19 protein-coding genes are annotated in these 20,688 nt (G+C 54.6%); 5 read left to right on the top strand and 14 right to left on the bottom strand.

Going from position 1 to position 20,688, the window contains the following annotated elements; all coding sequences use genetic code 11:
* Positions 1 to 3 precede the first annotated feature (3 nt).
* The 6 genes from AC01ZF_RS14670 to tpx all read right to left on the bottom strand — a co-directional run bounded on the left by AC01ZF_RS14670 (position 4) and on the right by tpx (position 4,266).
* Positions 4 to 729 carry an isoprenyl transferase gene (locus AC01ZF_RS14670; protein ID WP_287906549.1) on the bottom strand — a complete coding sequence of 242 codons (726 nt, stop codon included), beginning with the start codon at positions 727 to 729 and terminating at the stop codon, positions 4 to 6.
* 25 nt (positions 730 to 754) lie between these two features.
* On the bottom strand, positions 755 to 1,312 hold the full coding sequence (gene frr, locus AC01ZF_RS14665) for a ribosome recycling factor (protein WP_287908284.1): 558 nt from the start codon (positions 1,310 to 1,312) through the stop codon (positions 755 to 757).
* Positions 1,306 to 2,046 carry a UMP kinase gene (gene pyrH / locus AC01ZF_RS14660; protein ID WP_424675276.1) on the bottom strand — a complete coding sequence of 247 codons (741 nt, stop codon included), beginning with the start codon at positions 2,044 to 2,046 and terminating at the stop codon, positions 1,306 to 1,308. The genes frr and pyrH overlap by 7 nt, the downstream gene beginning before the upstream one ends.
* 69 nt (positions 2,047 to 2,115) lie before the next feature.
* Positions 2,116 to 2,643 carry a translation elongation factor Ts gene (tsf, locus tag AC01ZF_RS14655; protein ID WP_157044816.1) on the bottom strand — a complete coding sequence of 176 codons (528 nt, stop codon included), beginning with the start codon at positions 2,641 to 2,643 and terminating at the stop codon, positions 2,116 to 2,118.
* 169 nt (positions 2,644 to 2,812) lie between these two features.
* Positions 2,813 to 3,529 (bottom strand): 30S ribosomal protein S2, encoded by a 717-nt coding sequence (gene rpsB / locus AC01ZF_RS14650; protein WP_424675277.1) that lies wholly within the window; start codon positions 3,527 to 3,529, stop codon positions 2,813 to 2,815.
* A gap of 221 nt (positions 3,530 to 3,750) precedes the next feature.
* Positions 3,751 to 4,266 carry a thiol peroxidase gene (gene tpx, locus AC01ZF_RS14645; RefSeq protein WP_424675278.1) on the bottom strand — a complete coding sequence of 172 codons (516 nt, stop codon included), beginning with the start codon at positions 4,264 to 4,266 and terminating at the stop codon, positions 3,751 to 3,753.
* A gap of 317 nt (positions 4,267 to 4,583) precedes the next feature.
* On the opposite strand from tpx, the gene AC01ZF_RS14640 reads away from it, so the two are divergent.
* Genes AC01ZF_RS14640 through AC01ZF_RS14625 form a run of 4 tightly spaced genes read left to right on the top strand, consistent with a single transcriptional unit; the run spans position 4,584 to position 7,590 of the window.
* On the top strand, positions 4,584 to 5,054 hold the full coding sequence (locus AC01ZF_RS14640; protein ID WP_424675279.1) for an ABC transporter ATP-binding protein: 471 nt from the start codon (positions 4,584 to 4,586) through the stop codon (positions 5,052 to 5,054).
* Positions 5,020 to 5,445, top strand: a complete 426-nt coding sequence (locus AC01ZF_RS14635; protein ID WP_476575456.1) for an AAA family ATPase — start codon at positions 5,020 to 5,022, stop codon at positions 5,443 to 5,445. The genes AC01ZF_RS14640 and AC01ZF_RS14635 overlap by 35 nt, the downstream gene beginning before the upstream one ends.
* 40 nt (positions 5,446 to 5,485) lie before the next feature.
* A complete protein-coding gene (locus AC01ZF_RS14630; protein ID WP_428112568.1) occupies positions 5,486 to 6,544 on the top strand; it encodes an ABC transporter permease in 1,059 nt (352 codons plus the stop codon).
* Positions 6,541 to 7,590: an ABC transporter permease gene (locus AC01ZF_RS14625; RefSeq protein ID WP_428112566.1), complete on the top strand. Its 1,050-nt coding sequence runs from the start codon at positions 6,541 to 6,543 to the stop codon at positions 7,588 to 7,590. The genes AC01ZF_RS14630 and AC01ZF_RS14625 overlap by 4 nt, the downstream gene beginning before the upstream one ends.
* Before the next feature lie 51 nt (positions 7,591 to 7,641).
* On the opposite strand, the gene AC01ZF_RS14620 is transcribed toward AC01ZF_RS14625, so the two are convergent.
* The 5 genes from AC01ZF_RS14620 to AC01ZF_RS14600 form a co-directional block, all read right to left on the bottom strand.
* Positions 7,642 to 8,397 (bottom strand): DsbA family protein, encoded by a 756-nt coding sequence (locus AC01ZF_RS14620; protein WP_428112564.1) that lies wholly within the window; start codon positions 8,395 to 8,397, stop codon positions 7,642 to 7,644.
* Positions 8,398 to 8,469: 72 nt separating this feature from the next.
* Positions 8,470 to 9,819 carry a BCD family MFS transporter gene (locus AC01ZF_RS14615; protein WP_424675284.1) on the bottom strand — a complete coding sequence of 450 codons (1,350 nt, stop codon included), beginning with the start codon at positions 9,817 to 9,819 and terminating at the stop codon, positions 8,470 to 8,472.
* Positions 9,820 to 9,822: 3 nt separating this feature from the next.
* Positions 9,823 to 10,524 (bottom strand): MerR family transcriptional regulator, encoded by a 702-nt coding sequence (locus tag AC01ZF_RS14610; protein ID WP_424675285.1) that lies wholly within the window; start codon positions 10,522 to 10,524, stop codon positions 9,823 to 9,825.
* 101 nt (positions 10,525 to 10,625) lie between these two features.
* A complete protein-coding gene (locus tag AC01ZF_RS14605; protein ID WP_424675286.1) occupies positions 10,626 to 11,456 on the bottom strand; it encodes an NADPH-dependent oxidoreductase in 831 nt (276 codons plus the stop codon).
* Positions 11,457 to 11,619: 163 nt separating this feature from the next.
* Positions 11,620 to 13,593 carry an AAA family ATPase gene (locus AC01ZF_RS14600; RefSeq protein ID WP_424675287.1) on the bottom strand — a complete coding sequence of 658 codons (1,974 nt, stop codon included), beginning with the start codon at positions 13,591 to 13,593 and terminating at the stop codon, positions 11,620 to 11,622.
* Between the two features lie 196 nt (positions 13,594 to 13,789).
* Between AC01ZF_RS14600 and AC01ZF_RS14595 the strand changes: the two genes are divergently transcribed.
* On the top strand, positions 13,790 to 14,617 hold the full coding sequence (locus AC01ZF_RS14595; RefSeq protein ID WP_424675288.1) for an ABC transporter substrate-binding protein: 828 nt from the start codon (positions 13,790 to 13,792) through the stop codon (positions 14,615 to 14,617).
* A gap of 95 nt (positions 14,618 to 14,712) precedes the next feature.
* Here the strand turns inward: AC01ZF_RS14595 and AC01ZF_RS14590 are convergent, their stop codons facing one another.
* The 3 genes from AC01ZF_RS14590 to nrfD are packed head-to-tail and all read right to left on the bottom strand — an operon-like array spanning position 14,713 to position 20,328.
* Positions 14,713 to 15,654 (bottom strand): TorD/DmsD family molecular chaperone, encoded by a 942-nt coding sequence (locus AC01ZF_RS14590; RefSeq protein WP_428112561.1) that lies wholly within the window; start codon positions 15,652 to 15,654, stop codon positions 14,713 to 14,715.
* Complete coding sequence (locus tag AC01ZF_RS14585) at positions 15,651 to 18,635, bottom strand: molybdopterin-dependent oxidoreductase (RefSeq protein WP_428112560.1); 2,985 nt, start codon at positions 18,633 to 18,635, stop codon at positions 15,651 to 15,653. Before AC01ZF_RS14585 ends, AC01ZF_RS14590 begins: the two co-directional genes overlap by 4 nt.
* 13 nt (positions 18,636 to 18,648) lie before the next feature.
* Positions 18,649 to 20,328, bottom strand: a complete 1,680-nt coding sequence (gene nrfD / locus AC01ZF_RS14580; RefSeq protein WP_424675291.1) for an NrfD/PsrC family molybdoenzyme membrane anchor subunit — start codon at positions 20,326 to 20,328, stop codon at positions 18,649 to 18,651.
* Positions 20,329 to 20,688: the final 360 nt, after the last annotated feature.

Genomic DNA, 20,688 nt, shown 5'->3' with positions numbered 1-20,688 from the left:
GTATTAGCTCGACTCGGGGAGCCCGCCGAAGCGGCGTTCGCGCCGTCCATAGTCAAGAATTGCCTGATGCAGATGTTCGGGCCGAAAATCGGGCCAGAACACCGGCGTAAACCAGTATTCGCTGTAAGCCGACTGCCAGATTAAGAAATTCGAGAGGCGCCGCTCGCCACTAGTACGGATGATCATATCCGGGTCGGGTAGGCCATGGGTTGAGAGGTGCGCACTTATCACCTCGTCGGTAATTTGATCGGCAGGAATACCACTGGCGACAATGGCACGCACTGCGTCGACAATATCGGCTCTTCCGCCGTAGTTGAAGGCGATCGCCAAAATCAGCCCAGTATTGTTACGTGTCAGATCAATCGCGTATTTTACCTTTTCGCGCAAATGGGGGCTGAGACCGTCGAGCCGGCCAAGGTGTCGCAAATGCACATTCTGTGCATGCAGATTCCGGATTTCGCGGTCGATAAAGTCGCTCAGAATCTGCATTAACCCCTGTACTTCCACCGATGGCCGGTTCCAGTTCTCGGTTGAAAATGCGTATAAGGTTAATACACGCACTCCGAGCCGTGCGCATTCCGTGACGATTGGACGAATATTCTCGGTCCCAGCACGATGACCGGCCAGTCGTGGTAAGCCCCGTTGTTGGGCCCAGCGTCCGTTACCATCCATTATCACCGCGATATGTTGCGGAATTTTTGTGCCGGACGGTACACCATCCTGACTCATACGATAGCGCCTCTCAGCGACAGCGTTATATCGCCATCACTTCCGCTTCTTTTTCCGCACCGATTTGATCGAGTTCACGGTTGCAGCGGTCGGTCAGTTGCTGAATCCGTTCTTGACCACGATGTAACTCGTCTTCACTGATCAGTTTTTCTGCTTCCAATTTTTTCAGATCATCAATCGCATCACGGCGCTGGTTACGCACCGATACTTTCACCTCTTCTACCCGATGTCGCACCATTTTTACCAACTCACGACGACGCTCTTCGGTCAGTGGCGGTACCGGTAGACGAATGATCCGACCATCGTTACTCGGGTTAAGACCGAGATCTGATTGCTGTATCGCCTTTTCGATAGCCTTAATCATACCGGTATCGTAAGGTTGGATGATGATCATGCGGGGTTCGGGTACACTAATGTTCGCCAATTGGTTCAGCGGCATGGTCGTTCCATAGGCTTCTACGTGCAGATGTTCGACCAACGCCGCCGAGGCGCGTCCGGTCCGGATCGACGCCAGATGATGACGGAGCGCTTCGGTCGCCTTCTTCAGATGCGCCTCATATTCGTTAATGACATCGTTCAGCATCGCGCGCCTCCTCGCTGATTGCTTACAAGTGTCCCAACATGTTCTCCCATGACAATCCGTTCGATTGTCCCCGGTTCGAGCGCATTAAAGACGATAATTGGTAGATTATTATCCATGCAGAACGTCAGCGCTGTGCTATCCATCACGGTCAGACCGCGATTAATCGCTTCAAGATAGTGAATATGATCGAAGCGCGTTGCTGCCGGATTACGGCGTGGGTCATCGTCGTAGACACCGTCGACGCCATTTTTTGCCATCAAAATCACTTCGGCGTGAATTTCCGCAGCGCGTAGTGCGGCTGCCGAGTCGGTGGTGAAGTAGGGATTGCCGGTACCGGCGGCGAGAATGATGACGCGCCCTTTTTCGAGATGATGCGTTGCGCGACGTCGGATGTACGGCTCGGCCACTTCATCCATCTTAATGGCCGTCATGGCGCGTGTATCGAGACCATGTCGTTCGAGTGCATCTTGCATGGCGAGCGCATTAATAATGGTGGCCAGCATGCCCATGTAATGCGACTGCGCTGCATCCATACCACGTTCAATGGCCCGGTGACCGCGCCAGATATTACCGCCTCCAACGACGATCGCGATCTCTACACCGTGCCGATGAACACGACCGATCTCTTGGGCGAGAAAATCCAGCATGTCGTAACTGACGACCTCACCATCAGTCCCTTTGATTTGCTCACCACTCAATTTAATTAAGATCCGGCGGTATTTTGGTTGTTGCATGGAGTATCCCACCATGGTATCGTGAACAAGGCGGTTTGCACAATGGCAAACCGCCTGTTAAGTGTCTCGTTATGCACCAACTTCGTAGCGGACAAAACGCCGGACAACGATATTTTCGCCCAGTTTGGCGATAGCCTCTTTGATCTTCTCTTCGATAGTGCGGGCCGGGTCCTTAATAAACTTCTGCTCGAGCAGTACAGTCTCTTCGATGAACGCTTGACGCGATTGGCCGCTCTCGGCGATCATCTCGTCAGTGACTTCGTTGACGCTGATAAAGCGCGGGTTGAGCGCAACGATATGTTGGGCTAGATCGTTCGCCAACTGGCTGAACTCGGCCGTGCGTGCGACGAAGTCGGTCTCACAGCTCAGCTCAACCATTGCGGCAATTCGTGAACCGTAGTGGACATATACGCCAATGAGACCTTCATTGGCTTCGCGCGAGGCCTTCTTGGCTGCCGCCTCAATCCCACGCTCCCGTAAAATCTCGATAGCCTTGTTGATGTCACCACCGGTCTGCTCGAGAATATCCCGGCATTCTTTGATACCGGCCCCGGTGCGTTCGCGTAGTTCCTTAACTAATTCGATTGGTACCGCCACGGTTATACTCCCTCTGGATGAAGCTACTGTCTCCGCTATCGTTCATCTCCGGATCGTGCTACGGAGGGGCATGCGCCCCCCCGTGCTTCGTCGGTTTGCGCCGGTCTGTTACCCCATCTTGACAAACGAGCAACTCATCTATTGTTGTGAGTGATCGCTTGGGTAGGGGTTATTCTTGCGACGATTCGCGCCGCCGCATACCCTCAATGGCAGCATCGGCAATTTTGCTGGTCATCAGTCGGATACCGCGGATGGCATCGTCGTTGCACGGGATGACGTAATCGATTGGGTCGGGATCACAGTTGGTGTCAACCATTGCCACAATCGGGATCCCCTCTTTGTCTGCTTCCCGCACCGCTAACTCTTCCTTGCGTGGATCGACGATAAAGATCGCGCCAGGCAGCCGTTCCATACCCTTCAAGCCGGCAAAGACTCGATTGAGACGATCAATCTTCTCTTCGAGTTTTGCCGCTTCTGCTTTGGTGAGGCGAGCAAAATCCCCACGATCGCGCTGCTCTTCCAAATCGCTGAGCAGCTTGAGCCGACGCTTTATTGTCGCAAAGTTGGTTAACGTCCCACCGAGCCATCGCCGATTAATATAGAACTGACCGGCGCGGATCGCCTCTTCCATCACTGCCTCTTGGGCCTGCTTTTTGGTGCCGACGAAGAGAATTTTCTCGCCGCGCGCTGTAACTTCAGTAATGAACTGATACGCTTGACTCAACCCGGCAACCGTTTTCTGAAGGTCGATGATGTGAATGCCGTTGCGGGCGGTGAAGATGTACGGCTTCATCTTCGGATTCCAGCGATTCGTTGGGTGACCGAAGTGAGCGCCTGCTTCCAACAATTCTCGAATGGTTACGACGCGCGGTAATTGGTGTGTCATACCCTCTTTTGCTCCTTATCTGGTCAAGGCCGCCTCCACCCATCGTACCTCGCAGTCTAGACCGGTATCACCGGCAGGAGCGACTGCGCCATAGGGTGTGTGTATTTGGCATTCCACAATGCCGACGGGCAGTATAGCATAAGGGAGCGCTGGAGGCAAGCGCTCCCTGCGGTGTTCTTCCTTACAGAGATGTCGAGTAGTGAGGGAATGGTTGCCGTCGCTTACAGCAACGCTTTGAGCGCTGCCAGGGCTGCATCGTAATTCGGCTCTTGACCGGCCACCGGCACGTATTCGCTGTAGCGAATCACTCCGTCGCCGTCAACGACAAAGACGGCACGCTGTTCGATGCGGTAGGCTGGCACATAGGTACCGTAAGCCATGCCGAAGTTCATATCACGATGATCGGACAGCGTTTGAATGGCGTCGGCATGGTGATCACCGCACCAGCGGGCCTGGGCAAACGGCAGATCGGCGCTGACGGTGATGAAGTTTGCTTGACCGGCTAGGCGTGCCGCCTCTTCGTTGAAGCGTGTGGTCTGCTTGCTGCACACGCCGGTGTCAAGCGAGGGAACGACGCTGATCAGCAGTGGTTTGCCGGCAAAGTCGGCCAGCGTTACCTCTTGCATTTTGTTGTTCACGAGTTTGAAGTCAGGTGCTTTGTCACCGGGCTTTAACTCCGGGCCGACAACTGTCTGTGGGCCGAAGAAGACGAACGCTTCTGGGCGCTCGATGGTCATAATGTGTTCCCTTTCTTCTCAGTATGTCCTCTACGTATGTAGTGTAGGATATGTAAGGTGGAACTGTCAATATTTTGTCTCTTTAATCTGCGGCTTCCTCAGGGGACACGGATAGGTACGGATGTGACGGATTGGCACGGATTTGCGATAATGGTTATCCGTCCGATCCGTGGTCATCCGTCCAATCCGTTTAATCCGTGTCCCCTTACCTACTCATCCGTGTCCCCTTGCATGTTATGAAGACGGTAATATAATGACACCATAGTCACATAAGCCGCCGGCGTTGTGTCGGCGGTTTTGTCTTATGTGAGGTTGCTATGTCCGAACCTACAATTATCGCCGAAGAGCTGACGTATCGCTACGGTGACCTGCTCGCCGTCGATCACATCAGCTTTACCGTCGCACGCGGTGAAATCCTCGGTTTTCTTGGCCCCAACGGTGCCGGTAAATCGACGACTGTCAAGATGCTGACCGGCCAACTTCGCCCTGCTAGCGGGCGTGCAGTGTTGTTAGGAATTGATGTGGCTCGCCACCCAAAACAGGTGCAAGCACGGATTGGGGTGTGCTTCGAGCAGCCTAATCTCTACGAAGAGTTGAGCGGGGTTGAGAATCTCCAGTTATTTGCCCGTCTCTTTGGCGTGCGTGATGTCGATATTCAGGGGTTACTGCGCCGAGTTGGTCTGGATGGTCGCGGTACCGATCTCGTTGGACGATATTCCAAAGGCATGAAACAGCGCCTCATGATCGCGCGCATTGGTAAATCGCCCCGATATTCTCTTTCTCGATGAACCAACCGAGGGCCTTGATCCAACCTCTGCTGAGGCAATTCGACGGGTGATCGTCGAAGAGCAGCAACGTGGTGCAACCATCTTTCTCACCACTCACGATATGTACGAGGCCGACCGTCTGTGTCATCGGGTTGCGTTTATCAATAGCGGTAAGATTGTCGCACTTGATACCCCGCATAATCTGAAGCAACAGTACGGTAAACGGATGGTGCGCGCCGAACTCGTTGGTCCCGATGGGACGTTACATACCCGTGAGATTGTTCTCGACCGCCCCGAGACGCCGACCGAGCTTGCCGATTTGCTGACCCATGAGCATGTAGTGACGTTGCATAGCGAAGAGGCAACCCTCGAAGATATCTTTATTCGTTTAACCGGTCGCGGTTTGGCGTGAACCACCATTACCGATCACCGATATTGCCTGTGGAACTCCTATGAGTGCTGCTGCTGTTTGGGCATTGATCCGTAAGGACGCCCGGCTCTATTTTGCCAACCGGTTGTTTGCATTGGTGACGATATTAGGCTTGGTGGCCTACACTGTCATCTACTTTCTTCTGCCATCAACCGTTGATGAGACGCTTCCGATCGGTCTGGTCATTCCCGATCTGCCACCGGCAATGGCCGAAATACTAAACGATGAGGCCGTTGTGATCACCCAATTTGCGTCGGTCGAAGCATTGCGGGCGGCTGTTGCTGCCGGTGAGGTGACGGTTGGATTTGCCTTCCCTCCTGACCTGTACGATCAGCTCCGTCAAGATGCGCGGCCAACGGTTGAATTACTGTTGGCGCCAACAGTGACACCTGATATTGTCGGTGTCTATGAAGCGGCTGCTCGTGAGCTAAGTTTTAGTCTGATCGGGCAAGAGTTGCCGGTGATGATCAACGAGGTCATCCTCGGACCCGATCTGGCCGGGGCGCAAATCGCACCACGACAACGGATGTTGCCGCTCTTTGCCGTGTTAGTGTTAATGGTTGAGTGTCTAGGTTTGGCCAGTCTTATTGCGGCTGAGGTCGAACAAGGGACGATCCGGGCCTTGTTGGTCACTCCCTTAACGATGCGTGGTCTGTTTGTTGCCAAGAGCTTGTTTGGCTCGTTGTTTGCGTTTGTGCAGGCCGCGTTACTCTTGGCGATTACCGGCGGTTTGGTGAAAGCACCGCTCTTGAACCTGACTGCGCTGTTGATCGGTTCAGTGCTGATGACGGGAGTGGCGTTTTTCATTGCTGCCCTCAGTCGTGATCTGATGTCGGTTATGGGTTGGGGGATGTTGGCGCTGCTGATTATGACCTTACCGACCTTGACTATCCTGACGCCGGGTTTGGCCGCGACTTGGGTTCAGTTTATTCCAACCTATTATCTGGTCGATACGATCTATCGCTCGCTCAATTTCAACGCGGAATGGTCTGAGGTGGGTGCGAATCTGCTCCCCTTGGCTGGCTCAGCCCTGCTCTTGCTCGGCTTGGGTATGGGTATTCTCCAACGGAGGTTTGTATGAGTCTACGCCGCGTTCTGGCCTTACTCTCTCGTGAGATGGTGCAAGGGCCTAAGAATTTCATTTTCATCTTTACGATCGTCGTCCCATTAGGGTTGAGTCTGGCGCTTGGCCTGATCTTTGGCACATTTTTTAGCGGTAAGCCTCGCCTTGGGATCGTCGCTGCCGATCATTCGCGGTTGAGCCAACTCGCCGAAGCCGTACCGGGGTTGATCGTGCGACGCTATTCAACCGAAGCCGAATTGCGTGACGCGACCGCACGGGGAGCTGTGGATGTGGGAGTGGTCATACCCTCCGGTTTCGATCAGCAATTGGCGCGTGACGCAACAAGTGACTTGACCGTCTTTGTTTGGGGCGAGAGTTTACTCCGCGATCGCATATTGATCGGCACTGCCCTGGCCGATTGGTTGCGCACGTTGGCCGGCCATGAGCTACCGGTAACGATCAAGACAACGCTGCTTGGTGCAAACAATACACTGACATGGCAGCAGCGTTTGTTGCCGTTGTTGGTATTGATGACAGTGGTCTTTGGGTCATTGATGTTGCCGGCTTCTTCGTTGGTGAGTGAGAAGCAGCACTGTACTCTGACGGCGTTGTTAGTTACGCCGGCTACCCGTGGCGAGATTTATATTGCGAAGGGAATCCTCGGTGTCGGGTTGAGTGTAGTGATGGCGGTATTTGTACTGGCGTTGAATGGGGCATGGAGCGATCAGATAGGCTTAGTGCTGCTGGTGTTATTCCTCGGTGCAGTGTTGTCGGCGGAGGTTGGTATTCTGATTGGGGTACTGGTTCGTGACATTAATTCGCTCTTTGCTACTGTAAAAGCGCTCGGTTTGGTGCTCTATGCACCAGCCTTGATTGCCCTTTTCCCTGAGCTACCTCAGTGGATTGCCCAAATCTTCCCAACGTTTTATATGGTCGATCCGGTGATTGCGTTGGTACAGCGCGGTGCGATCTTCCAGGATATTGCCGGTCAGTTGGTTGTTTTAGTCGGTATGATAGTGGGGATTGCGGTGGCCTTGCGTTTTGTCCGCGAACGGAGTGCTTGAAAACGCAAAGCCCCGGCGGGAGTAAAAGGTATGCAAGGTGCTTGTGGCGGGCTAGGGTTTTGCCAATTGTCGGATCAAACTCGCGAAGTTCTCAAACGGTAAAGCACCTCGCACGATCTGACCGTTGATCAAGAAGTTCGGCGTCGAATTGACCCCCAGTTGCGTCGCCACCGCCACCTCATTCAGAACCGCAACTTCGGTGGCCGGATCATCGAGGCACGTCGTGAGTTGAGCAGTATCAACACCTAGCTTGCCGGCTAATTCTACCAAAACGGGTCGATCGCGCCGGGGGACACCGCCCCACTCAATGTTATGGGTCTGAAACAACATCTCATACACCGGCCAAAACCGATCTTGGGCCGCGGCGCAGTGTGCGATGCTGGCTGCCAGTACTGCCGAAGCGTGGATCGAGGTTAGTGGAAAGTCTCGCACGACTAGTCGGACTACACCGGCCTCGACAAACTCACTGATGAGGCGAGAGCGTGTCTCGCTCACAAACCGCGCGCAGAAGGGACATTCATAGTCGGTGAATTCGATCATCAACACCGGTGCGTTGGGGTCGCCTAATGCACGTGGATCATCAGGCGTGAGGTTTAGCAGCGCTACCACATCACGTGTCGGTTGGGGAGTTGAGGTGGGCAGTGTGAGTTCGGTGGGCGCCGGTGGAACGGTCGGTAACCCTTGCAGGGCTACTTGGGTTTGCCGAATTTCGATCGGTGAACGCGTGGGGGCTGGTGGTGCCGCACTACCGCAACCGACGAAGAGCACAACCAAGATGACAATCCATAATGACAATATACGCATCATAACATTTGTTTACCGGTGGCTGATGATGTGCTGCACACCGGCAATGATCAATCGGTGACTATATGCTCTCACTTACCCATCGGCTGCCGCGAGGGTGGCCGATGGGCCTAGCGGGCGACTTTCACCACGCACAAAGCCAGGCACATCCACCCGTTGCAAGATGGCAATGCACACAAACAGCCCTAGCGCTTCGAGTAAGAAGACGCTGGCATACGCTATAGTATACGATCCGCTGAAGAATAGCGCAATATCACGTATCGCACCACCGGCAAAAATACCTAAGCCGCGGAAGAGCAGTTGAGTCATCGACCACAAGCCGAGGTACGCCGCTGCATGCCGCTCGGTCGTCATTGCAGCCAGTAATGAGACGGCTCCCACCGTGTAGATACCGAACCCTAGCCCAAACAGAACCAACACCGGGATCAACAGTGCTTGCCATTCGGTCAGCGCAATGACACTCAGCAAAAACAACGGTATCCCCGTTAGCGCTAGACCGATCTTAGCTACGCTGGTCTGCTCGTGGGCTGCACGATGGCGAGTAACATAGACTGTGCCGAGGAGGCTCACCACTACTCCCGCCCCCCAATACGCATTGAAGCGGGTGGTCTGACCGTTATCGAGGCCAAATACATCACCGCCAAACGGTTCGAGCACTGCATCTTGGGCAAAGGCACTAACGGCGCCAAGAGCCAGAAATATGAAGAACCAGCGTGCTCGCGGGTCAGACCACATCTGCCGTAAGAGAGGCAAAAATGGCTCGGGCGGCGTCGGGTCGACCGCTGCCGTTGTTTCTGCCGGTCGTTCGGCGCCCCACAGTGCAAACGCGATAAACGCAAACGCGATGGTCATACCGATCAAAACCAGGCGCCAGAAACTGGCCTGATCGTAGACCGGCATCAATCGTCCGTAGATCACGCCGGCCAACGGGAAGCTAATGACGAGAAACACTTGCACAATCGCCAACGCTTGCCCACGTCGAGTCGGTGGCGCACTATCGCGTACCAGACTCAGGTACGTAGCCCCTGAGATCAAGGTACCGATACCGTAAATCAAGAAAGCGACAAAGGCGAGCGACCATCCCAAGACCGAGCCGGGATCTTCGGCCAGCAAAGCTGTGACGAAGGGCAAGATCGGCAGTGAGAGCAGCATTGGTAACCGTCCACCCCAAATAAAGGGTAAGCGGCGCAGAGTACCGGGTGGACGTAAATCCGATCGATAACCGGCCCAGACGCTCAACGGGGCTAGCAGATAGCGTAATGCCGATAGTAATGCCACCGGGGTCGCCGCCAGGGCGAGATCGGTAATGAGAATCCGATTAAGAACCCCAGAAGTCAACAGATCAATGAAAGATGAACCGATATGAAAGGTACCAAGTTTCAGTGTGCGTGGTAGGTTGAGGCGTTGCTCATTTGTTAGTTTCACAGTTTACTCCTCTGCTTCATAACCGGCAACGACTGACAGTTGCACCTCGTTAGCCACGCGACTAATCCGCCGTAAGAGGCGAGCGCTGTCGGCAGGACGCACATGTGCTTCTTCAGGTAGATCCATCGCTGCTTCGACCAACGAATCACGGAAGAATAGAGCAGCAGCAATGGCATCGCTAAGCGACAGCCCACTTGCACGGGCAAGCTGCGCATAGCTTCTCCCGATAGCGCGAGCTTCATCGAGCAGCGGGCTATGTTCATCATGTGAACTTACGTAGCGAAGCACTACTCCCATTAATTGTTGTCCAACCCGCCGCCACGCCAATCGCTCGTTGTCGCTCATCTTCTGCATCCACGCCGGTGTTACCGCCGGATTGGTCAGGTCGCTGCGGGTTTGGGCGAGTGCCTTGCTAGCGAGTACGCTACTAATCGATTGGGCCGGCATTGGTCGGCGAGCGGCCAACGCTAGAATGTCGGCACGGGCAAAACGACGGTGACCGCCGGGGGTGATGTAAACCGGTATGGCTCCTTCGTCAGCCCAGCGGCGTAGCGTTGAACTATGTACACCGAGTAATTGGCTGGCCGCTGATAGAGAAAGGTAAGCTGGTGGGTCTTTCTCACGCATAAGGTTGTAGTCATTGTCGGCCAAAAACGTTACTGAACGATACGTTGCTCCGGTTTGAACCGCGTGCGGTTTCGACACAAGAATCTTTATAAAGCTAACTAAATCTTAGTATAACATATCTCCCGCCACCCAATAGTCAGGGCGGCGGGAGAAGGGGCACGATCATTAACACAGTTGTACTATTTCAACTGAAAACCGAGTCGGTGCAAGACTTCACGCAGCACATGGCGGCCTGAAAGGCTTTGCGGACCGGCGACACGTCGTGACGAATGATCTGCCCAATCGCCCTCCACGTTCATCTGTTGAGCGGTGTAGAATGCGTTCATTGTCGCATTGTAGCGCTCAACCGCCGGTGGTATCTGTTCTGGCTGGTACACTTCTCGATGCAAAACCGCTGCTTGCGGTAGTCGCGGTTTAATAGCTGCCGGACGAGCGGGATTGGGCCAGCCAACGCACATACCGAAGACCGGCATCACCATTGGCGGCAATTGGAGTTCGCCGGCGACTTCAAGCGGATGATTACGGATTGCGCCAATGTACACAATGCCAAGACCGAGTGCCTCGGCTGCAATCGCCGCATTCTGGGCAGCGAGAGCAGCATCGATAACGCCGACAAGCCACATTTCAAGATAATCGAGTCCCTCATGTGGCATTTGGCGCGTTTCGGCAGCATGGGCAAGCCGGGCGAGGTCGGCCAGCCAGACGAGGAAGAGCGGAGCACGTCGGATCTGGTTTTGATTGCCGGCCAAAGTTGCTAACCGATCTTTACGTTCAGGATCGGTCACTGCCACAACGCTCCACGTTTGCAAGTTCGATGAGGTAGAGGCTGACTGAGCAGCAGCAATCATTGTTTCGAGCACCCCTTCCGGCAACGGCTCATTGCTGTAGGAACGCACCGATCGGTGGCTTAACAGCAGATCGACGACGGGGTGGCTGATAATCGTGGCAGGTATATCTGCGCCGTATCGCTGATGCAGTAACTCTTGCGTGGTGAGTACAGAGTTGGTCATGTTACTCCTCAATACGGATCGGTCAATCCTACGTGCTGATTATACACGGTTTATCTAGCAAAGCGTGGCAGCATGCAGCTATGTCCGAGCGAAAACAAAGCCCCTTATGACCGTATGGTCAGGGGGCCGGTAACAACAAGCAGTGCAACAAACGCCTTACGAGCTATGCCTGAGTATTAGGATCAGGTTGGGGTCCGTTGGCGTCGCGCCGTTGCGCATCAATGATCGTAATTTCCGGTGCAGGCTGTTTGGGCGCCGGTAACACGACCTGCTCGCGCCGTCGGCGGACTAGTGTCGTATTCGATGGCGTTAATGCAGCCGCAAAGCCAAAGGCTGGTCGCTCAGGCTTCTCGTTCGGTGGTAAGTAGGGATGTTCGGCCTCAACGCGCGCCAAGATCTCTTTCACATCAATGTCGGTCAGCTCGTTGCGTAAGATCAGCGCTTCAGCAATTGCAATCACCGCCATTCGGTTCCGTTCAAGCATTTGCTTGACAATCCGGTACTGCTCTTGCAAGATTGCTTCAACCCGTGGCTTTACATCTGGCGCCGAAAGGCCCTGCATACCGAAAAGGAGGTACGAGAAGAAACTGTTATCCATGCCATACGCACCGACCATCATTGCGGCAATGCCGGTTGCGCTCTGCAAGTCACTGGTTACGCCACTCATTTGTGTGCCGAGGAACAGTTCTTCGGCAGCACGGCTCGCCAGTGCGATCTTGATCCGGTCAAGCAGTTCTTCACGGGTGCGGGTATGGATCTCCTCTTCTGGTTTCCAAGCCGCAAAACCTAGCGCATTGCCGTGGCGAACGATCGTCACTTTGGTGAGGCGTTCTTTCTTCAGCAGCTTAACTGCCGCGTAGGCGTGACCGGCCTCATGGTAGGCAATACGTCGGCGCTCTTCATACGACATACTACGGATCGGTTGCTTCAATCCCCATTCATGGATCTCGCGAGCCTGCGTGAAGTCCCAATAGTTAATCGCCGAGCGGCCATCGAAGTGAGCATGGATCGTCGCTTCGTTTATCACATACTTGATCGCCACCGGTGTATAACCGATTGTATCGGCAACCATACGGTCAATCGGCATCGGTTCGTGCTTGACCTTACTCAGGTAGTATTCGATCACCTCGCGACGCCCATCGGCATCAGGTGGTTCGACGGCGATCTTGCGGTCGAAGCGACCGGGACGCAACAGCGCAGCATCAAGCGTCTCGGCGAGGTTAGTCGCAGCCATTGTTAGCACGGGAGGCATATCGGCTTTTCCGCGGCGGAGGCCGACGAGGCGCAGGAGCTTGCCCCACCACGTCTGCTCTTGCGGCGGTGGGTCCATCTGAAGCAATAGCTCGTTCAGTAAGCTGCTTCCACCACCCATCATCCCGCCAACACCCATCACCACATTCTCCCGGTTATTCATACCGGCGCCGGCTGCGCCTGTGCCCATCAGATTTGGGCTACGGGCGGCTCCAATCGCATCAATTTCGTCAATGAACAAGATGCAGGCACCGTACTCTCGGGCCAGACGGCGAGCTTTGCGGTAAAGGTTCATGACCTTGATATTGCCCATGCCCATCCATGCCGAGAGGAGTGAAGGTGCGCTCAGATAGCCGAACGGTACACCGGCTTCCGTTGAGATAGCTTGGGCAAGGTAGCTTTTACCGGTACCGGGCGGGCCAATCAATAAAATGCCGCGGGTGACTTCACCACCCATCTGCTTGAACTCTTTCGCACCCTTGAGTAGGGTAACGACCCGGCGTGCAGCTTCGAGTACTTCAGGGTTACCGCGATAGTCTTTAAAGCTGACGCCTGTTTCACCCGGCTTGACCCAGTAGATGCGGGTGCGGGCCATGAAAAAGTACATCAGCCAGAACTGGAATCCGATGAAGAAGAAGAGGTAGACGGCAACCGGAATGATTTGCAGAATCAGGTTGCCGATTTCACCGGTAACAATGATCTCGAAAATGCCAGGTAGCAGATTAACCGCCAGCCAAATACCAATACTGAGGAAGAGCATAAATCGGAGAAACCGGAATAGCTTCCAATTCCACCGCTCGAAAAGTTTGCTAATTTTCTTCTCAAGCTCTTGCTCTCGTTGGTTGGAGGGTGGTTGAGGGGTTGGACGGTAAGGCTCAATTGCCATGCGCGACTCCCGTTTGTGAATTGAGATACGGCTGCGCAATTTGCGCTAACAGAGGGAAATGGCTTTGTGCTATGATGTCTGCTTACTATTTCAAGTATACCGATGGATAAACGAGCGGTCAAGGCGCGAAAATGAGAAAGCTCTAAGGAAGCTTACGTGAGTAGTGCGGTTAGGCTGTATCTTATAGGGGTGACAAATGAACGTCGGTCAATGGCAACGCTGGCTGGATGGGTGCGCGATTGTGGTGGTGCTTGCTTACGCTTGGCTTGCGTGGAATGTGAATCAGGCCGTGACACCGATCGATCCGGTGTATGCCGGTATTCGCGCGCGCGGTGTCTTGCGTGTTGCCGTCGATGTCGGTTATCGCCCATTTGCCGAAGAGCGTGCTGGCGAATTGGTGGGATTTGATATCGATCTGGTGCGTGCAATCGGACGTGAGCTTGGGGTCGACGTGGTTTTTATCCGTAGTGGTTTCGATGCGCTGTACGATCAGTTAACCGGTCAACAGGCCGATCTGATCGCAGCAGCGTTACCGTATGCCCCTGAACAGGGCTATCGTGCCCGCTTTTCGCGCCCCTATTTTGATGGCGGGTTAATGTTAGTGACGCAGGTCGATAGTACAATTAGGCAGCTTGCCGATCTGCAAGATCGACGTTTGGGGGTTGTACTGGGCAGCGAAGGTGATTCATTAGCTCGCCGTTTTGCATTGCAGACACCGGTGACGCTCATTGAAACCGATGAGATTGCGCCATTGGTGCAAGGGTTGCGTGCCGGTACGATTGATGCTGCTATTCTCGATCGCGTGGTGGCGTTGGGAGCAATAGCTGCCGGCGATCTGCGGATCGCGGCTGCATTGAGCTACGAACCGTATGTGTTAGCGATGCCGGCGGCGGCGTTTCAACTTGAGTCTGAAATCAACCGGGTTTTGGCCCGCCTGGAAGAACGCGGTGAGCTACAAGCATTGCAGCTTTTGTGTCGAAATAAAATGCTAATTATCGAGCATCCGCCTGGAAGAACGCGGTGAGCTACAAGCATTGCAGCAGCGGTGGATGGGTAGTCATGATCCGGTTCGTGAATAGATGCAATAACCTGCCGACCATCCACGTTGTGAGCGGCAAGCTATTGTTCGGTTGTTAACCAGTTGGTATTGGCCAGGCGTGCTACCCACGGTTCCAGCAATGGTTGCCACAACGGTTGCGTGTCGCTGAGGCGGTGTAACTCCGCAAGCTCGGTGGCGAACAGCTCACGTAGCATGTCGATCAATTCACCGACCTGATCGAATTGACCGGCGGTTTCAAACAAGGTACGTGCCATCGTAAATCGGTCAGCGATGGGAATGCTAAAACCGAGCCGACGGGCGAGCATCGAACAATCTGCGCGACTGAGAAAAATACCCGATTTAGTCGGGGTAATCAAATAGCGGATAAGCGCACTCAGATCGGTCTCGTCGGCGGCGGGATTCGCCGGTTGTAAAGGGATGTAGGTCGTATGCGATACCTGCTCACCTGCCAGCCGTTCGAGTTCACTACCGAGCAGTTCCAGCAGGAATGTGGTAAGTGTTTGGTAAAAGGGGTGAGCCGGAATGCGTTGAACGGCACGTACCCAGATTGGCGCCCAGGCGGCGATATGACAGTGGAGAAATGTAGCCGTGCGTTGGCGCGCCCAGCGCACTAGCGCATGATCATGTTGCGCCAACGCGGTGTGCTCGGTAGCAATGAGGCGTGCCAGCAGAATCAGTTCTAGCCCGATATGATCGGGGGCACCGATGTTATATTCAGGAGTAAATCCACACTCAGCATAAAAATGAGCAACCTGTTCAGCCACAGCCGTATTGAGCATTAACTCCTCATCGCGATAGATCGATTCATAAGGATAGACATTGCGACCGAACAGATATTCGTAAGCAATCGCCAACGCTTCTGGGCCGTCAGCCATCACAGCCGCCAATTCCGGCAACGACGCCGCCTCCGCCACATCAGCGGCGGTCGGCGGCGCCAACAACTGGCGGCCGATCAGGTCTGCCAACGCATAGCGGGCTACCAGATCGGCGTCCGTGTTCACGATTTTTTCTCCACTACCTTAGCACCCTTCCATTGTGGCAGTACGTATGCTTCGCGATCCGGGCGGAAGGGCCGCAACAACCAGTGTGGTCGGCGTAAACCATTCGGTGACACCTGCGATGCCGGTCGGGTCATTGCCAACCATTCACGGTAAATTTCATGCGCACGCTTGGTATCAACGTAAATATCACCGTAGCGGTCATTCGGCCCAGCCCGCTCAAGGCGCACTTTCTGGTGCCAGCAGTGCATACCACTGATCGGGTCAGGATGCACAGGGAAGGTGAGGTTCTGGTGAACGCCGGCATCTTCCCACCAGATCCGTGACGTGTCGGGGTCCTCACTCTTGTAAGGTTGAATGCCGTGGATCTGCCGCATCTTCCATTGACCATCACCTTCTTGCTTCAGCTCAACAAGCGCTGTAGACAGCCGGCCACCGCCATCTTCTTGGAGGCGCCAGCGCCCCAGATGGTGCGAACATGCGATGACACCAGGGCGAATACCCTCGGTGACCCACACCCGATCAACGAAATACCCGATTTCGGTAACAACCTTAATCAGATCACCGGTACGCACCCCCAACCGTTCGGCATCGCTGGTATGGATCCAGACCGGGTTCTTGTGACTGATCTCGTACAACCACTTCGCGTTGCCACTGCGCGTATGGATCAGCGTTGGAAGCCGGAACGTTGAGAGAAGCACCGCCTCATTCTTGCTACGGTCGATCTTACTGGGATGGACGTGGCTATGGATGTAGGTCGGGATTGCGTACTCCGGCCAACCCCAATCGCGCAGCGTTGTCGAATAGAATTCGAGTTTACGCGACGGCGTAGGAAAACCGGTAACTAAGGAACCATCCTCAAGTTTGATTCCAATCGGACGCCCACGTTCTGGGTCAGGCTCGAAGTAGGGAACCGGGGTAATGTTTGACGACGGTGGAGCTGGTGTCTTAGTGTAGACGATACCGGTCTCCGGGTCGACAGTCGCATTCGCCAGTTCATTTGCAGCAAGTGGTTTATCGAACGTTGGCATCACGCCTTTGCGCAGCTCAAATGCACCATACTTCCGCATATATTCAAGTGGCGTAAGGCCCTCTTTCGCCGCTGCTTCTGGCAGACCGGGGACGTGATTCTCGAACATCCAGCCGTACAGCTCATCGACGGTAATCTTCTGACCTGGCCGATAAGGACTCTCGAATGTCTTGCGGATACCAAGCTTACCGTCGGGATCAATCCGCCACGACAACTCGATCCAGAACTCGGTCTCCTCCCACACTTCGCCAGGATTCGCCTCGCGCGTATCCTTCACCGGCTTGCCCAAGCGACGCATCGCCTCACGCAACACAGGCTGGCGGAATGCGATCCAGCAGCCGGCGTGGGTTTCTTGACTCATGAGGTCGTGACGTTCGGCACCTACTCCCATCGGCAAGATATAGTCGGCGAACCAACCTGTTTCGCTCCAGGTTGGTGAGAGGTGAACGTGCAGGCCGATCTTACTCTCGTCAGTCAGCACTTCGAGCCAGCTCATACCGTCGGGATTGGTCCACAGTGGGTTGTAAACACGGGTGAAATAGGTGTCAACCTTCCCCCGACCTTCTTTGAGGAAGTGTGGCAGGAGAATGCTAAGCTCGTAGAACGTCAGCGGATACTCTTGCGGCCATGTCAATTCATTCCACACCTTTACGTGTGGCGCCATATTGGGATGGCGGGGGACCCACTTATCCCAGACATTCGCCGAGGTACCACCCTCAACGCCAATCGAACCGGTCAACACGTTGAGGAACCAGAGGCAGCGTGCGATCATCCAGCCACCAAGGTTAGCGCTGGTTGCGCTACGCCAGCTATGCGTCGCCAGTTTCCCATCGCAACGAGCGATCATTTTGGCGACTCGCTCGATCTGTTCAGCGCTCACGCCACTCTCTTGGGCAGCAAACTCGAACGTATACTGGGCGTACAGCTCTTGGAGTTTCATCTCAAAATGTTCAAAGCTGACCGGGACATCAGGGTGCTCGGCGCGGAGATAATCGGCCCAGTTCGTCCAGCGTCGCACGAAGTCGCGATTATACTGACCGGTACGGATAAGATAATTGGCAATCGCTAACAGAATTGCCGCTTCGCTGCCCGGCCACGGTGAAAGCCACTCATCGGCCATCGACGCAGTGTTCGAGAGGCGAGTATCGAGCACGATCAACTTTGCACCGGCCATTTTACCCTCCATAATGCGCTGAGCATGGGGGTTGAAGTAGTGGCCGGTTTCGAGGTGCGAGCTGATCAGAAGAATAACACGTGCATTCGCATGATCGGGCGATGGTCGGTCGTAGCCCATCCACATCGCCTGGCCGCAGCGCGCACCCGACGAACAGACATTGGTATGCGAATTGTGAGCGTCGACGCCCCAGGCGGGCAGCACCCACTCCATAATACCATCGTGGCCGGGACGGCCCACGTGGTAGATAATCTCTGTCTGACGTTTCTCAATAATTGCCTTCCGAATGCGCGCAGCAATCTGGTTGAGGGCTTCGTCCCATGAAACGCGCACCCATTTCCCTTCGCCACGCTTACCGGCGCGCTTCAGCGGGTAGAGAATCCGATCTGGATCGTAGACCTGATTAAGGGTGGCCGGCCCCTTCGCGCAATTGCGACCGCGGCTACCGGGATGGAGCGGGTTTCCCTCAAACTTCTTGATCTTCAGCGTTTCAACATCGACATACGCGAGTAACCCACAAGCGCTCTCACAGTTGAAGCAGACGGTCGGCACAAGGGTATAATGGCGGGGCACCTTGCGCGGCCAGTGCTTCGGATCGTACTCCGTCCAATCGTTCCAACGTTCGACCGGTGGATAATCACGGAGTTCGCTCCTTACCGGATTGGTCGTCGGTGCAGCGTTCGTGACATAGCGCTCGACCGGTGGTGCAAGCGGTTCGACCCGCTTTGCTGTCTGTTGTCCGAGTGTTCCTAACAAGCGGTTGAGGAATGACGTCGCCATGACTACACCTTTCTTAACTGTTCGGCACGTGTTGCGGCGCCATGACGAAAGCGTATTCGAAGGCGTACAACCCGGCGATGGTTGCTATCCCGGCCACGGCCAACAGTGGCACGGCCAATGCTGGAGCAAGGAGGACTAGTCCGAGCAAGATCACCGGCACAATGTGACCAAGGCCAATCGCACCTTGCCAGAAGTGGTTGCGATAGCGACCGTGGCTAATATCGTGCTTGGCGCGTGCAGCGACTTCGCTAGCGTGCGGAATGCCGAATTCACCGACCAGGATCATAAAGAGGTCAAGTACTAAGCTACCGGCAAAGAGCCACACGAGCAGGTTCGCAAATTCCGTTGGCATTGACATAAATGGCACAAAGAGCAACAAGGTTCCAGAACCGACCATAAGTGCCTGTACCAGCAAGTGGGCAGGCAAGAGCGGGCTTTGCCAGAGGTCGCGCCCTTCGGCTTGCGCAAAGAGGAATGCTGTGTAAATAGCGGCCAAGACGGCCAACGGCATCCCAAGCCAAGCAAGTACCGGTCGCAAGCCGGCAATCGTCGCTTCTGACCAGAAATTGAGCGCTGCACCGGCCTCAGCCAGGAACCAAAGCCCACCAATAGCCGAGAAGCCGATCAACACAAACGCACCGCGGGTAAGCCAACTGCGCCACTGTGGGCGAGTGAGGATGGTGTAGAACATCAACGGCTTATCAAGATCGAAGACCAGCAAACCAGTTGTAATTGCAATAAAGAGTAGGCTGACGAAGAGAGCGGTTGCCAGTAGTGGGGCGGACAACTGGGCTAAACCGAGACCAACAGCGGCAGCAATTGCCATAAAGATGCCACTGCCGATCCCTTTCGTGACCAGATAGGCCGGTACCGGCCAGTGCCACGGAATCTTATGCTGGGCATTATAACCGGTCTGTACCATATGGCCGGCGACTCGTCCACCTAACATCAATGCACTACTGCCGCTACCCATCCCTTGCTCGCGCGGTACACGAATAGTAGCGCCCGAAGCGGCGGTGAGCGGGATCACTTCGCGTGTTACTTTAGGCTTGCCGTTCCCGTTGTGGTGACCAACCAACTGCTCGCTGACAACATCGGCCCACATGAAAGTGGAGGCCACCGGGGCAGCGGTGGGAGTAAGTGTTGTTTGGTCGGCATCGATGTAGAACAACTTAGGCGCAGTGCCTTGCTCGGGTTTGCGCACCGATACCGGTTCACGGGCGATTAATTGACTGATCAAGCTATTGGGATCATCGAGGTCGCCAGAAATGATTGCCTGTTCGGGACAAACAATCTCGCAAGCCGGTTTGAGACCTTGATCGATCCGGTGGACGCAGAAGTGGCACTTTGCGGCGTTGTGTGTTTCAGGATCGATGTAGATTGCATCGTAGGGACAGGCTTGCATACAGGCCTTGCATCCGATACACACCTTCGGATCGAACTCGACAATTCCGTCGGTGCGCTGATACATGGCCGTAACCGGACAGATGCGGACACAAGGTGGGTTGGCGCAATGGTTGCAGCGGGTAACTTGGAAGTGTCGGCGTGTGTTAGGGAAAGTTCCAGTTTCAACGTACTTAACCCATGTGCGGTACACCCCAAGTGGTACTTCATTTTCCGACTTGCAGGCGGTACTGCATGCATGGCAGCCAATACACTTCCGCTGATCGATGAGGAAGCCGTAGTTTGTCATGACCAGCTCTTTCTGGCTATGTATACTGATGATCTTAGTCTTATGACATACTAGCATAGAACCAATTATCGAACAAGTAGATATTTTCGATAAATAGCATCAGTTTTATGCATAGAAAACTCATACTAGCCGAGACGGAATGCAACAGATCGGCGAGGTATATCCATTACAGCATATTGTAGTTAGTATTGGTACATGTTTCAGGGGTGATACGCATAGCTGGTTGGGTTTGGAATAGCGCTATTGTCTAGAAGATGTCTCGCTTCGCTCGACATGACAGGTGAGTGGATGGCGCGGAACGAGATATGACCGGGAAGGGGATGGTGCGTAGTACTTGCTATGACCAGGCCCGGCGGCCCC

It is taken from the genome of Chloroflexus sp. (genome assembly GCF_056331925.1).
The sequence above is the reverse complement of the archived record's forward strand: the minus strand, read 5'-3'. Positions and strand labels throughout refer to the sequence as shown.